The following is a 14,628-nucleotide window of genomic DNA, read 5'->3' as shown; positions in this document are numbered from 1 at the left end:
GGGGGGGGATCTCTCTGAAATATAGCACGATTTCGGCGTACTCACGACGCAGAGCAGCTTCGACTACTCCTCGTGAACCGTCTCCAGCCATGCCCGGATGCTCCACATGGCTTCCTGACTGAGGATACCCTCGAATTTCGGCATATAAACACGGCCATCGCGGGTCGAGCCACCGCGAATACGGGTCAGAAACCACTCATCGCCGTCCAGCCCGGTGGGAAGGTAGCGCAAGTCCGGGGCAATACCCCCTGAAACCGCTCCAAGACCATGGCAGCGGGCGCAGTTCTGATTGAAGGCGGCGGCGCCGATCTCGATGGCTTTCGTATTGCCGCGATAGGGATTTTCCGGCAGCCACGCCTCGCCGAGTTTTGGCAGGTCCTTTGTGTCGACTGGCTGAGGAGCCATGTCTCCATGCGCTAGTGCTGTGCCTGTCGCGGCCGCGAGGAGAAGTGCGGCACCGCTCAGGATCGTCTTCAGCGTTTTCATCGTGTCAGGGCTCTCGCAGATACAATCGCGTGTTATGAGGTCGATGCTAGGAAGTATATGGCTGCGGCTGCGCTACAGACTGGGCGAATACCGTTCAATGTGCCGTATAGCGAAGTAACGGGGCACGCAAACACGCGTGTCGCGTCGCGCTTGACGGTCACTTGAAAGGCGATCATCGCCATCAGTTGAGGTAGTAGCCGACGCCTACGATGTAATCGCCTACTCGGCGGATGAACGAACGCTTGTGCTCCACCTTGTTCTCGGCACGATTGAGCCAGACGTAATCCACCTCGCCTGACCCTGCTGACTGGGCGATATTGATCATCTCGCGAACCAGTTCCTTGCCCTCGGCGTCTTGCATCGAAAGTGCATCCGTGCCGGTCAGCGCCGGATTTGCACCCGAGGCCATGTATCGCCCCTTCATGTCGAAGACGAAGACGTAGAGTTCCCGAGCGATAAAGCCGCCGTTGTTCCGGTCGTTGAAGGCGGCGAAGGCCCGCTGCGGTCCTTCGCGCTCAAGCAGGGCGACAGCGCGATCGAGAAGAACCTGAGCCTGTGCAGGCCCCATATTGTCGGACTGTGCCTTCAGATATGCCAGCAGGTAATCCTGCTCCGCCCGGTCGGTGATTGCGACATGGCGCATCCGGGTGCCCGGAACGAGTTTCGTGTTGTCTGAGATCCACTTCCTCAGCGTTTCCTCGTTCCAGACCAGGCCGGATGCCTTCAGGCCGTCGGAATAAACGAATGTCGGAAGCGACGCGGCCGGCCGCCCCACAATTCCGTGCAAATTCGGCCCGAAGCCGAGCTTGCCCGGATCAACTGAATGGCAAGCCTGGCAGCGGTGAAACACCTGCCGTCCGGCGATTTCCTCTACCGTTTCCGCCCCCGCGACATTCGCGGATACGAGAACGCCGACGATCGCCAGAATCGCACTGCTTTGACGTCTCATCTGCTTTTGCTATCCCCCAGAAACCCGTTCAGGCACCAGTCGGCGTTCATCGTAGGGAGCCGACTATTCAATTGATGCACGCGCATCATCGATTGCCTTGGGCGGCCGAAGCCGTCCCAAAGGCCGATTTGCCGATCAGCAAACGCCGCTCCGTCAGGGATTTGAAAATCGAAGCGAAGCGGCGCGGGTCGCGGGCTTTATCAGAAGAAGCCGAGCGCCTTGGGGCTGTAGCTGACGAGCAGGTTCTTCGTCTGCTGATAGTGGTCGAGCATCATGTGATGGGTTTCGCGGCCGATGCCGGACTGCTTGTAACCGCCGAACGCCGCGTGCGCGGGGTAGAGATGATAGCAGTTCGTCCACACACGGCCTGCCTTGATGCCGCGTCCGAAGCGGTAGGCGCGGTTGCCGTCGCGCGTCCACACGCCCGCGCCGAGGCCGTAGACGGTGTCGTTGGCAAGATGCAACGCCTCCGCCTCATCCTTGAAGGTGGTCAGGGCCACAACCGGGCCGAAGATCTCCTCCTGGAAGATGCGCATGCTGTTGTTGCCCTCGAACACGGTCGGCCGGACGTAGAAGCCCGCGTCGAGTTCGCCGCCAAGATGAGCGCGCTCGCCGCCGATAAGGCATTGCGCACCTTCCTGCTTGCCGATGTCGATATACGACAGGATCTTTTCGAGTTGCTCCTGCGAGGCTTGCGCGCCGATCATCGTGTCGGTGTCGAGCGGATTGCCCTGCTTGATGGAGGCGACGCGAGCAAGCGCGCGGTCGATGAACCGGTCGCGCAGACTTTCCTGCACAAGGGCGCGGCTGGGGCAGGTGCAGACTTCGCCCTGGTTCAGCGCGAACATCACGAAGCCCTCGATGGCCTTGTCGAAGAACTCGTCATCGGCGGCGGCAACGTCGTCGAAAAAGATGTTCGGAGACTTGCCGCCGAGTTCGAGCGTGACCGGGATGAGGTTCTGGCTGGCGTACTGCATGATAAGGCGGCCGGTCGACGTCTCGCCCGTGAACGCGATCTTGGCGATGCGGGGGCTCGACGCCAGCGGCTTGCCTGCTTCGAGGCCGAAGCCGTTCACGATGTTGAGCACACCCTTCGGCAGCAGGTCGCCGATGATTTCAGCGAGGACAAGAATGCCGACGGGCGTCTGTTCGGCGGGCTTCAGCACGACGCAGTTGCCGGCGGCGATCGCGGGCGCGAGCTTCCACGCAGCCATCAGGATGGGGAAGTTCCACGGGATGATCTGGCCGACGACGCCGAGCGGTTCATGGAAGTGATAGGCGACGGTCGTCTCATCCACCTGGCCGAGCGTGCCTTCCTGTGCGCGGATGCACGACGCGAAATAGCGGAAGTGATCGATGGCGAGCGGAATGTCGGCGGCGAGGGTTTCGCGGATCGGCTTGCCGTTGTCGACGCTTTCGGCATAGGCCAGCTTTTCGAGGTTCTGCTCCATGCGGTCGGCGATGCGGTTCAGAACGAGCGCGCGCTCGGCAACGGACGTATGGCCCCATCTCTCTGCGGCAGCATGTGCGGCATCGAGCGCGAGTTCGATGTCTTCGGCCTGCGAACGGGCGACCTGCGCGAAGGGCTTGCCGGTGATCGGCGTGATGCTTTCAAAATACTGGCCGCCGAGCGGCGCGCGCCATTCGCCGCCGATGAAATTGTCGTAGCGCTCCTTGAAGGTGACGATGGCTCCGGGCGTGCCGGGCGCGGCATAAAGCATGATGTCCTCCCTGTTTTCGAGGCCGGGACGATCGAGCGCCCCTGCTGCGGCGCTTAAACGCAGAGAGCGTGCCAAACTGCCAAGCTGTTGAAATATCGTAAATTCGGGACTTCTCGGCCGTCTCGCTGCGCTGTGGCATTTCGTTACACTGTACCAGAACGGGACAGCTCATGCAGAACACGCCGGACCGGCCGCGTCGAGCGACCGCGAGCCGTGCGGTGAGCCCGGTATGCCTTGCGCCTCGAACCTGGCGACCGGATCGCCCCACGCATCGGCGAAACCCGCCACGCGCTCCCGCTCCGCGACGCGTACACGTGCGCCGAGATCCCGCTCGCTGCCGCTCTGGCATACCCAACTCGCCCCCCTGCCCCGACCATCTGGCGACGCATTAGGCACATGCTGCAATTTCGTCACAGTTATACACACGGTGATATAACTGTGACAACTTGGTGTTCCCCTGAGCTGTATTGTCTCTAATATATCATCCTGGGCCTTGGGCACGGCGTTCACGCCGGGGGGGCCCAGATCGGATAACCTGGGGTTAGGGGCAACATTCATGACTATTTCCCGCTACGAGCGGGCGCACGGCAGTCTGGCCGGCGCTCCCGCAACGGGTTCGGCTGTTCGCGCACATGCCTGTTCGGCAAACGCGGACAGCCTTGGGCTGGCCGGTGCCATTTCGCAAGGGACGCTGATTGCTGCGGCACTCGGTCTTGCGCTCAACATGACGCTGACGGCCCCGTCGCTGGCGCAGGAGGCGCAGGGCGCCTCGGAGGAGGCTTCGACGCTTCCGCCGGTGGTGGTATACCAGCCGAAGACGGTGACGCCGGCTTCCGCGCCGCAAGCGCGTCGTGAGAACCAGGCGACGCCCGCAACAGGCGCTTCCGGCGACGAAATCGCTCAGGGCACAGGCGGCAACGGAACAGGCGGGTCTTCGGCGGCTGGCATTTTCAGCCTCGGCGGCATCAATCTCATGGGCGGCACGGTCGTCACCAACGAGCAGACCTGGACGTTCCAGAAACCGACGCTCGATCAGGCCGCCGCGCTCGCTCCCGGTGTTTCGGATTCGAACTCCGGCGGCACGCGCAACGAGCGGCTGCTCTTCGTGCGCGGCTTCGATCGCTATCAGGTGCCGCTGACCATCGACGGCGTGCGCGTTTATCTTCCCGCAGACAACCGGCTCGATTACGGGCGCTTTCTCACGGGCTCCGAGATTGCCGAAATCCAGATCGCCAAGGGCTACGCGTCCGTGCTCGACGGCCCCGGCGCGCTCGGCGGCGCGATCAATCTCGTGACGCGGCGCCCGACCAAGGAGCTGGAAGCCGAGATCGCGCAGACCTTCACCTTCGCGGGCGACGGCTCCTACAGCGGCTTCCGCACGTCGGGCTATGTCGGCACGAAACAGAAATATTACTACCTGACGGCGTCCGGCTCGATCCTCGACTCGAAAGGCTGGAAGCTCTCCGACGACTTCAAGCCGCAGAACGCGGCAAGCGAAGACGGCGGTTGGCGCAACAACTCCGAGGCGAACGACTGGCGCATCAACGTCAAGGCGGGCATCACGCCGAACGCGACCGATGAATATGCGATCAGCTATATCAAGCAGGAAGGCTCGAAGGGCGCCCCGTTCCACACCGTCAACGCGATCGGAAGCCAGCGCTATTGGGACTGGCCCGCATGGAACATCGACAGCGTCTACTCGCATACGACGACGCGGCTTGGCCAGTCGTCCTATGTGAACACAAAGCTTTACTACAACACCTTCGACAACGACCTGTTCTCCTACGACGATGCGACGATGACCACGCAGTCCAAGGGGTATGCGTTCCGCAGCTACTATCGCGACGTCGCCTATGGCGGTTCGGTTGATGCCGGCACCGACATCACCAATTGGGACACCGTGAAAGCCGCGTTCCATTATCGGCAGGACGAACATAACGAGCGCAACCGGAACTATGTCAACAGCGGCTGCCCGACCGGTCAGACCGCGCCATGCCTCGAACCCAATCAGCAGTCCATCGAGGACACCTACTCGGTGGCGCTCGAAAACACGTTCCACGCGACGTCCCGCATCGACGTGGTCACGGGCGGCAGCTATGATTGGCGTGAGCTTTCGAAGGCGCAGGACTGGACGCAGTCGACGGGTATCATCAATTACCAGCTCGCGGACAGCGATGCCTGGAATTGGCAGACGGCGGCGATCTACCGCTATTCCGATGACGCGAAGGTTTACGCAAGCGTTTCACATCGCACGCGTTTCCCCACGCTGTTCGAGCGCTTCAGTTCGCGTTTCAGCACCGCTGTTTCGAATCCCGGCCTTTCCCCCGAAGAGGCGACGAACTACGAAATCGGCTGGGCGGGCAAGCTGTTCGGCCGCGCCAATGTCTCAACGGCCGTTTTCTATAGCGACGTTTCGAACGTCATCCAGAATGTGACGATCGTTGGCGGCACGAACAACGGAAAAACCCAGTTCCAGAACGTCGGAGACGGCGAGTTCTACGGCTGGGAGGGCTCGGCGGACGTGAGCCTGACGAAAAGCCTTTCGGTTGGCGGCAATGTGACGCTTATCAGCCGCGACATATCCAACAACACCAATGTCGCCACCTTCCATCTCACCGACGTGCCGGACGCGAAAGGCATCGCCTATGTGAAATGGAGTCCGTTCGACGGCGTCACGCTGACGCCAAACGTCGAAATGGCAAGCACGCGCTGGACATCGAATTCCGCCGGGTCGCTGTACTACCAGATCGGGGCGTACACCATCGCCAACTTCTCGGCGGAGTACGAGTTCCGGCCCGGCGCGACGCTCCAGTTAACCGCGCGCAACCTCACCGACGAGAACTACTCGCTTGCCGATGGCTATCCTGAGCCGGGTCGCAGCTTCACGGCGGGCATGCGCATCAAGTTCTGAGCGCGAGCAAGTTCGGAGGGCCGCAACCCCGCGCGGTCCTCCGATACCCCTTTCCGCGAGCGGCTTCACGCCGCCGCAAAGCATGAAGGAACGCATCATGGATTTCCGGAAAACAAGACCCGCGAAGGCTGCCGCTTTCGCGCTCGCGGCGTCGCTGCTGTGCGGCCCCGCCATTGCCGAGGACGGGCCGTGCGAAGGCTTCAACTGGCCGCTCGCGACCGAACTCGGCTGGATGCAGGCGCCCGATGCTGGCACCGTAAAATCCGGCGGCGAGATTGCCGAGGCGCCCGCGAAAGCTGTCGCCCTCAAGCTGACACCGACAAAAGAGACGAGCTTTCCGGTGAAGCCAAGCATCAAGGCAGGCGCACTTGCGGACGACAGCTTTTCCGGCTTCTTCACGATCAAGGCCCTGCCGAAGAAGGCCGTCTATCAGGTGACGCTCTCCAAGCACGCCTGGATCGACGTGATACAGGACGGCAAATCGGCGGAAACCGTAGCCTTCACCGGCCGCGGAGAATGTCCGATTGTGCGCAAGAGCGTGCGCTTCGAGCTTTCGGCGGGGCCAGTCACGATCATGGTAGCCGGATCCGACGTCGAGACGGTGAAGGTCGCAATCCGCGAGGCGCAGGACTAGCATGAGCGCGAGCGGGCGGAGGAAGGTCTTTCGTGTTGGAGCGAGCGCGCTCGCTCTGTTCAGTGCGGCTGCCCTCTTCGCGGGTGTCGTCATTCACGATAGCCGCGCGCCCCGCGCCGCCCTCACCCGCTCGGCTCAGCTTGAAAAACTCGGCGGCGCGCTGTTCGCCGACCGCAACCTGTCCTTCAACCGGCGGCAAAACTGCGTGAGCTGCCATTCGCCGGATCTCGCCTTCACGGACCCGCGCGAGCTTGGCGTGGTTGCGGGCGCGGTCTCTCGCGGGGCGGACGGCCGCTCGCTCGGGGACCGTAACGCTCCGTCCGCGGCTTATGCCGCGTTCGCGCCGGCCTTCCACCTCGACGCAAACGGCGAGCCGGTCGGGGGTCTGTTCTGGGATGGTCGCGCGGCGACGCTCGAAGATCAGGCGGGCGGACCGCCTTTGAACCCCATCGAGATGGGTATGCCGGACAAGGCGAGCGTGGTCGGCAGACTGAAGGAGAATTCCGCCCATGTGTCGGCGTTTCGCGCTCTGTTCGGCGAGACGGTTTTCGATGATGACGAGCGCGCCTTCGCGGCCATGACGGCTGCAATCGCTGCGTTCGAACGCTCGCCCGCGATGTCGCCGTTCAGCTCGAAATACGACCGGGCGCGACGCGGCGAAGCCGTTCTCTCGGAACAGGAGACCGCTGGCCGCGATCTGTTCTTTTCGCGGGAGCGCGGAAACTGCGCGGCCTGCCATATGAGCAGCGACCGCAAGCCTGCCGAACGCGAGGTGTTCTCGAACTTTCGTTATTACAATCTCGGCGTGCCGGTGAACCGCACGGTGCGCGCGGCAAACGGCGCCGCGCCGGGCTTCGTCGACAAGGGACTTGCTGCGGGCGGTGCCGTCGCCGCCGATCCCCGGTTCGAGGGACGTTTCAAGACACCTTCCCTGCGCAACGTCGCTGTTACCGGGCCCTTCATGCACAACGGCATTTTCGAGGATTTGAGAACTGTCCTTCTATTCCATCAGCGATTTTCCGACCCGTTTGCGGCTGAACGGGCGGGCCGCGAGGGGGCCGGATTTGGCGAGCCGGAGGTTCCGGCCAACATAGCGCGTGGCGAACTCGCGTCTATCGGCAGGCTGGATGACCGCGACATAGACGCGCTGACGGCTTTCCTGAAAACGCTGACGGATAGCAGGCAGATCCGTTAGCCGCCTTCCGGTTTCGCTTTCTTCTGGCGGGGATGGGGTGCGCAATCGAGGTTCTCCGATCACTGCGCCATCACCCCCGACCGCAGTGTCGCCCGACTACGAGGCGCTACCGCGGATGCTTGCGATCTCGATCGACCATGCTCGTCGCGCGGGGCAGTTCAGTCTCCGAAGACCGCCTTGAGCAAATCGGATTGGCGACGCGCCATCATGATGTCCCGCCCTCGCACGCCGAGAGCTATGCGGGATGCGTCATCGGCGATGAGCGCGGTGCAGCTATCGACGATCTCCTCATAGCCGCACACCACGAGCCCGCCTTCGAACGGAGCGATATCCGGATCGCCCTTCTCTCCCTCGCTGACGACACATACGCCGTTAGCGAGAAGGTAGGAGACCCGCACCACCTCGAAAATGGCGCTTTCATAGAAGTGAAGGTTCAGCACCAGCTTTGCCCGCGCGATGACCGCATCGCGCTCGGCCCCATAGGCGCCGAACAAATGCACGGTCTTCAGCCCTCTGTCGCGCAAGGCCTCAAGAATGCTCTTTCGCCGGGGATTCAGCGACCCGTAGAACAGCACGTCGATATCCTTTTCCGGGGTGTTCGGAATCCGGGCGAGTCCGGGCGAGTAGCCGATCCCCAGCAGCCCGGCATTTGTAATCCCTTGCTCGATCAAGGCCTTCCGGTTCCGTATCGAATAGTCGAGGACCGGGAAGCGCCGCAGCAGTGACAGATAGCCCTCATTGATCCAGCCGCCGCCAGTGACGACCTGTTCGAAATTGACGAGGATGCTGTCGGCTGGAATGGTCACGCTGGACGCGTGCCGGAGGAGATGTGTGCCAAGGACGATTGGGATGCGTCCGTTAAACAAGAGGGGATCGCGAACGATGGGACACGACCCGCCCAGTTCCGCGAATGCCTCGCTGAGACCGAGCGCGAATTCGTCGAAGGTCTGGTGATGTTTGTAGCCCTCTGGCGTGACGACCCATAAGCAATGGCGGTCGCGATGCGCTGCCCATCCGCCGGCGAACGCTTGCGGGATAATCTCCGCTTGCGCGGGCGTCACCGGCGACGGTGTTGCTGCCGCGACCGGCGAGGCGGGCGCCGCCGCCGATGGGGCTGCTGGCGGGGTTAGCACGGGCGCCGACCAGCGGCTTTGTGCCAACCGCTTGCGCTCACGCCAATTCTCCCAGACATTCCGGTCCGCTGCCGTCAGTTCGACCTTTCGAAGCGACACCGACATCGCATCGATCATGCGGGGCATGCGCTGAAGCTCGGCCATGGGCACGGTGCTTGCCAGCGGCGCGGCGGCTGCGCTCGGAACAAAGGTCATCCGCTCGACAACGAACCGCGCGTCGCTCCACCCGAGATACCAGAACCAGTCCGTATAATAGAGCCAGCTGCGCTCATTGAAGGCCCGCACGTGGGTCGGATCCTGCCATGCGCCGTATGAGAGATCGTAGGGCACATTGATCTCGAACACCCCGCCAACCTTGAGCAGCTTCAGGCAATTGGTCATCAGCCTGACAAGGTTCGGCACATGTTCGAGCACATCATTGGCGATGATGGTGTCGAAAGTGCCCGGCCGCAGCCGCACGTCGCCGAACCTGTGCGTCTGCACCGTTACCCCGCCAGCATCCAGATCGAAGCTTGCCAGGTCTACCACCGCATCGGGCGACCAGCTGTTGTCGATGTCGATATTGAAAAAGTCGGCCCGATAGTCCTTGCCCGAGCCGAGATTCACGCGGGTTGGCAGGATGGAGCTGGTAGTCACGTTGATGGTCATGGCTTTGGAACCTGATTTCTTGCCTCCCGATCAGCGCGTCGGGCTATTACCTGAATATCAGTCCAACCCCATCCCAAGCTTGCAGCGCCAAGCCGCATCCTCCGGAACGGGCCTATAATGCAAGAGTAGAGACGCAGAGTCGACCCTTGTGGTTCGCAACGGCAGCTCGAATTTACTCAACCTATCGCGCCACCAGGTTTAATCGCAGTATTGGCCAAACCCTCAACCTGAGTTGATACTGGGTTTTATTGATACTTGCGCCAACCCTGCCGGACCAATAATTTGCAATTTTAGGTGGTTTACCTTTTCTACATCCTATCTATGGTAGAAGCGGCGTAGTCAGTACCGCTCAGAGTTGCTTCGTCAGCACGGCCCCACGGCCTTCAAGATCAAATTGCGTCTGTTGCAAAACGCCCACTTCGAGCGGCGTCGGCTGTCGCCAATTGCTTACGGGATTTGTCCAGTGATTTCACGCTGGCGGTTCCACTCACCGTTCGTACCAAGACGGCACAAAGCCAGAGCGCGCATGAAGTGGTTTCAAATCCGGCAGGAGGATACGTTGAGAAGACAACAAACACAGTTCGGAACTGCTTCCGAATCCCAGGCAACCTTGAAGACAATCGGGCTCTGCCTGATCGCCAAAAACGAGGCGCACTGCATCGAGCGTTGTCTTGCAAGCGCGACGCGCCTTGTCGACTTCATTCTTGTCGTCGATACCGGTTCGACCGATGGCACTCAGGATGTCATCCGCAAGTTTCTGAAAGACAACAACATCAGAGGCGTCGTCATCGAAGAGCCGTGGCGCGATTTCGCATGGAACAGAACGTTCGCGCTGACCGAGCTTCGCAAATACAAAGACATAGATTACTGCCTGATGATCGATGCGGACGAAGCTCTCGAAATCGAGGAAGGCGTCGACCTCGAGGGCTTCAAGCGCTCCCTCGATCGCGATTTCTATCAGGTTCCGACCTTCAATGGCGGGATCATCAATCAGCGTCCCATCTTGTTCAGGAACAACGTCGGGTTCAGATATCGCGGCGTCCTGCACGAATTTCTTGAATCGCCCGGCAAACATTGCACCTGGGGGGTTATAATAAAGGGCTTTCACAATCGGACGTTCTACGATAGCGCCCGCAACAAGAACCCTCTCAAATATCTCCACGACGCGGAGCTTCTGGAACGGACGCTCGTGTCAGAGCGCGACCCGTTCCTGATTTCTCGCTACACCTTCTATCTGGCGCAAAGTTATCGCTCGGCCGGAGAAAAGGCCAAGTCGCTCACCAATTATCTGAAGCGGGCGGAATTGGGGTTCTGGGAGCAGGAAGTTTTCATCGCGCTCCTGTCCGCAGGACGGCTCATGGAAGAACTCGGCCACAGTGAAGCCGACATTCTCACCACCTATCTGCGCGCATTCAACGTCTGCCCGACTCGCGCCGAATCGCTGCATGCGGCGGCGAGGTACTGCCGCGTGAACAACAAGTTCCACCAAGGCTACATGATCGCCCGTCAGGGGATCGACATCAAGAAGCCAGAAGGGGCGGCCCTTTTCGTCGAGCCTTCGGTTTATACATACGGCATGCTCGATGAATACTCGGTCCTGGCCTATTGGGCCGGCCATTATTCCGAGTCCCTGGAAGCAAACGAGAAGCTGCTTCAATTGAAGGAGTTGCCCGAGGGCTACCGGGAGCGCATCGAGCGCAACGCCCAGTTCGCTCGCGAGAAGATACAGGAAGCGAACCTCCAGAAAGTGTAAGCGCCGTGGTTGCCGATGCGATGCAACGGCAACCAACTCGGGTTCTTCGTCACCTAGCCGCGACTGCAGTCCAATCGTTCTTTTTGACTGCAGTCGCGTGAGCAATCCGCCCTCCCCCGCTTCGAGTAGATCCGAGCCGCCCGGTAAGTCGACTGTCCAGAGTTGCCGGCTGTCTGTCGGTACGCAAGGGCCGACGAGGATCAGGGCATCACCACTGCCCCGGACATCGGAAGCAGCGCCCGCCTTTCCAGTCATGCTTGCGCAACGTTTCAGCAGGTTCTGCCGCAGGGTCGATCGCTTTCGACGTCTCACGGCTCGCCGGCCATGACAGCGCGCCCCGGATCCGGTTGTGGCCGAGTGCTCCTGTAAACAGTCCCCCTTCCCGAGCCAGCCAAGCCCAGTGAGCCGGCCGCGGCGGCAACCAGGTTCAGCTGGTACAGCTTCCAGAGGATGAAAGTTGCAATTCCTAGGCTTTTCTGCGCCCCACACAGCATATTATTTTTCTATCCAAGGTAGCGTTATTCATACAAATACAACTAAGCAGTATTATTGATGTCATCGTCAGTAATCGACACGCCTATATTGTTCGCGCCAAAATACGTATTGGTTGCGCACAATTCAACAGAAGGTGAAGGTGATGGCAGATCAATTGATAGAAGTCTCTGGTCGAGACATACTCGGCACTACAGAGTACGTTTACTACTTTGACGGTGAAAATTTTACACTGCTTGGTAGTACAACAGTTACAAACGCCGCCGTTGATTTGGCGACGGGCACTCTCCTCACGTCACAGTATAAGGTCATCGTTGCTCTCCCAACGGGAGGCACCGCAGCCAACGTCTTCGTGTTCAATCAGCTCGGGACAGCCCAAACACAAGGAAATCCCGCAATAAGCGGGCAATTCGACGTTACGCTTCTGGACACCGGCGTAACCGGCGCCACGGGCGCTACGGGCGACACCGGTGCTACCGGTGCTACGGGTGCAACGGGCGACACCGGTGCCACAGGTGCCACGGGTGCGACAGGTGCAACTGGAGCCACGGGTCCCACGGGCGACACCGGTGCAACGGGTGCTACAGGTGCAACCGGTGCCACGGGTCCCACAGGCGACTCCGGTGCAACGGGTGCTACAGGAGCAACCGGTGCCACGGGTCCCACAGGCGACACCGGTCCCACGGGCGCCACCGGAGCAACCGGAAACACGGGTCCCACGGGCGACACCGGCCCAACGGGTGCCACCGGAGCGACCGGAAACACGGGTGCTACAGGCGCAACCGGTGCAACTGGAGCTACGGGTGATACCGGTGCAACAGGCGCTACGGGTGCCACAGGTGCTACGGGTGCAACTGGCGCTACCGGCGCGACGGGTGATACCGGCGCAACCGGAGCCACAGGGGCTACCGGTGCAACGGGTGCAACGGGTGCCACAGGTGCTACCGGCGATGCCGGTGCAACGGGCGCAACCGGTGCTACGGGTGCAACTGGCGCTACCGGCGCAACTGGAGCCACGGGTGATACCGGCGCTACCGGTGCTACCGGTGCCACAGGCGCTACCGGCGCAACTGGAGCCACGGGTGCAACAGGTGCCACCGGCGCTACCGGTGCAACTGGAGCCACGGGTGATACCGGCGCAACGGGTGCAACCGGTGCCACAGGCGCAACGGGTGCCACAGGTGCTACCGGCGATGCCGGTGCAACGGGCGCAACCGGTGCCACGGGCGCGACGGGTGCAACGGGAGCCACAGGTGCTACCGGCGCAACCGGTGCAACTGGAGCTACGGGTGATACCGGCGCAACGGGCGCTACGGGTGCTACGGGTGCCACAGGTGCCACCGGCGCGACGGGTGCAACGGGAGCCACAGGTGCTACGGGTGCCACAGGTGCTACCGGTGCTACGGGTGCCACAGGTGCTACCGGCGCTACGGGTGCAACGGGTGATACCGGCGCTACCGGTGTTACGGGTGCTACAGGCGCTACAGGTGCAACTGGAGCCACGGGTGCCACGGGTGCCACGGGTAATACCGGTGCCACCGGCGCGACGGGTGCAACAGGTGCCACAGGTGAAACCGGCGAACCCGGTGCCACAGGTGCAACTGGCGCTACCGGTGCCACGGGTGCAACGGGTGCTACCGGTGCAACTGGAGCCACGGGTGCAACGGGCGATACCGGCGCAACCGGTTCTACGGGTGCAACTGGAGCCACGGGTGCCACGGGTAATACCGGTGCAACTGGAGCCACGGGTGCAACGGGCGATACCGGCGCAACCGGTTCTACGGGTGCAACTGGAGCCACGGGTGCCACGGGTAATACCGGTGCCACCGGCGCGACGGGTGCAACAGGTGCCACAGGTGAAACCGGCGAACCCGGTGCCACGGGTGCCACAGGCGCAACCGGTGCTACGGGTGCAACTGGAGCTACCGGCTCAACGGGTGCAACTGGTGCCACGGGTGATACCGGTGCAACGGGTGCCACGGGTAATACCGGTGCTACGGGCGCTACGGGTGCAACAGGTGCCACGGGCGAAACCGGCGAACCCGGTGCCACGGGTGCAACTGGTGCTACAGGTGCAACGGGTGCTACAGGCGCTACCGGTGCAACTGGAGCCACGGGTGCCACGGGCGATACCGGTGATACCGGTGCAACGGGTCCTGAAGGTGGTCCGACGGGTCCGGCCGGTGCTACGGGTGCTACCGGTGCCACGGGCGCGACAGGTGCCACGGGCGCGGGTGAAACCGGTGCCACAGGCGCTACGGGTGCTACGGGTGCTACGGGTGCTACGGGCCAAAATGGCCAGAACGGTCAGAACGGCCAGAACGGTCAGAATGGCCAGAACGGTCAGAACGGCCAGAACGGTGCTACAGGTGCCACGGGTGCTACCGGCGCGACGGGTGACACCGGAGCTACCGGCGCAACAGGTGCCACAGGCATAGGTGAAACCGGTGCAACTGGAGCGACGGGTGCCACGGGTGACACCGGTGCAACCGGAGCGACGGGTGCCACGGGTGAAACCGGTGCAACTGGAGCGACGGGAGCCACGGGCGAAACCGGTGCAACCGGAGCGACGGGTGCCACGGGTGACACCGGAGCTACCGGCGCAACAGGTGCCACAGGCATAGGTGAAACCGGTGCAACTGGAGCGACGGGTGCCACGGGCGACACCGGTGCAACTGGAGCGACGGGTGCTACGGGCGATACCGG

The 14,628-nt window shown here is 62.0% G+C and carries 8 protein-coding genes; 4 read left to right on the top strand and 4 right to left on the bottom strand.

The window, feature by feature from the left end:
- Window positions 1-63: 63 nt before the first annotated feature.
- The 3 genes from pedF to adh all read right to left on the bottom strand — a co-directional run bounded on the left by pedF (window position 64) and on the right by adh (window position 3,156).
- Window positions 64-486 carry a cytochrome c-550 PedF gene (gene pedF, locus QM633_RS08525; RefSeq protein WP_127079921.1) on the bottom strand — a complete coding sequence of 141 codons (423 nt, stop codon included), beginning with the start codon at window positions 484-486 and terminating at the stop codon, window positions 64-66.
- Between the two features lie 181 nt (window positions 487-667).
- Window positions 668-1,435 carry a cache domain-containing protein gene (locus tag QM633_RS08520; RefSeq protein WP_415153322.1) on the bottom strand — a complete coding sequence of 256 codons (768 nt, stop codon included), beginning with the start codon at window positions 1,433-1,435 and terminating at the stop codon, window positions 668-670.
- A gap of 200 nt (window positions 1,436-1,635) precedes the next feature.
- Entirely contained in the window at window positions 1,636-3,156 is a 1,521-nt protein-coding gene (gene adh / locus QM633_RS08515; protein WP_415153323.1) for an aldehyde dehydrogenase, read from the bottom strand.
- Between the two features lie 556 nt (window positions 3,157-3,712).
- On the opposite strand from adh, the gene QM633_RS08510 reads away from it, so the two are divergent.
- The 3 genes from QM633_RS08510 to QM633_RS08500 all read left to right on the top strand — a co-directional run bounded on the left by QM633_RS08510 (window position 3,713) and on the right by QM633_RS08500 (window position 7,896).
- Window positions 3,713-6,067 carry a TonB-dependent receptor plug domain-containing protein gene (locus tag QM633_RS08510; protein ID WP_415153321.1) on the top strand — a complete coding sequence of 785 codons (2,355 nt, stop codon included), beginning with the start codon at window positions 3,713-3,715 and terminating at the stop codon, window positions 6,065-6,067.
- An 82-nt stretch (window positions 6,068-6,149) separates the two neighbouring features.
- Entirely contained in the window at window positions 6,150-6,701 is a 552-nt protein-coding gene (locus tag QM633_RS08505) for a hypothetical protein (protein WP_415153320.1), read from the top strand.
- Window position 6,702: 1 nt separating this feature from the next.
- A complete protein-coding gene (locus tag QM633_RS08500) occupies window positions 6,703-7,896 on the top strand; it encodes a cytochrome-c peroxidase (RefSeq protein ID WP_415153319.1) in 1,194 nt (397 codons plus the stop codon).
- A gap of 158 nt (window positions 7,897-8,054) precedes the next feature.
- On the opposite strand, the gene QM633_RS08495 is transcribed toward QM633_RS08500, so the two are convergent.
- Window positions 8,055-9,677: a methyltransferase domain-containing protein gene (locus QM633_RS08495; protein WP_415153318.1), complete on the bottom strand. Its 1,623-nt coding sequence runs from the start codon at window positions 9,675-9,677 to the stop codon at window positions 8,055-8,057.
- Window positions 9,678-10,032: 355 nt separating this feature from the next.
- Here QM633_RS08495 and QM633_RS08490 point away from each other — a divergent pair, with 355 nt between their 5' ends.
- Complete coding sequence (locus QM633_RS08490) at window positions 10,033-11,430, top strand: glycosyltransferase (RefSeq protein ID WP_415153317.1); 1,398 nt, start codon at window positions 10,033-10,035, stop codon at window positions 11,428-11,430.
- Window positions 11,431-14,628 lie beyond the last annotated feature (3,198 nt).

The organism is Propionicimonas sp., assembly GCF_047606205.1.
In the GTDB taxonomy this organism is placed as follows: Bacteria; Actinomycetota; Actinomycetes; order Propionibacteriales; family Propionibacteriaceae; genus Propionicimonas.
This window is presented reverse-complemented; position numbering and strand designations above follow the sequence as displayed.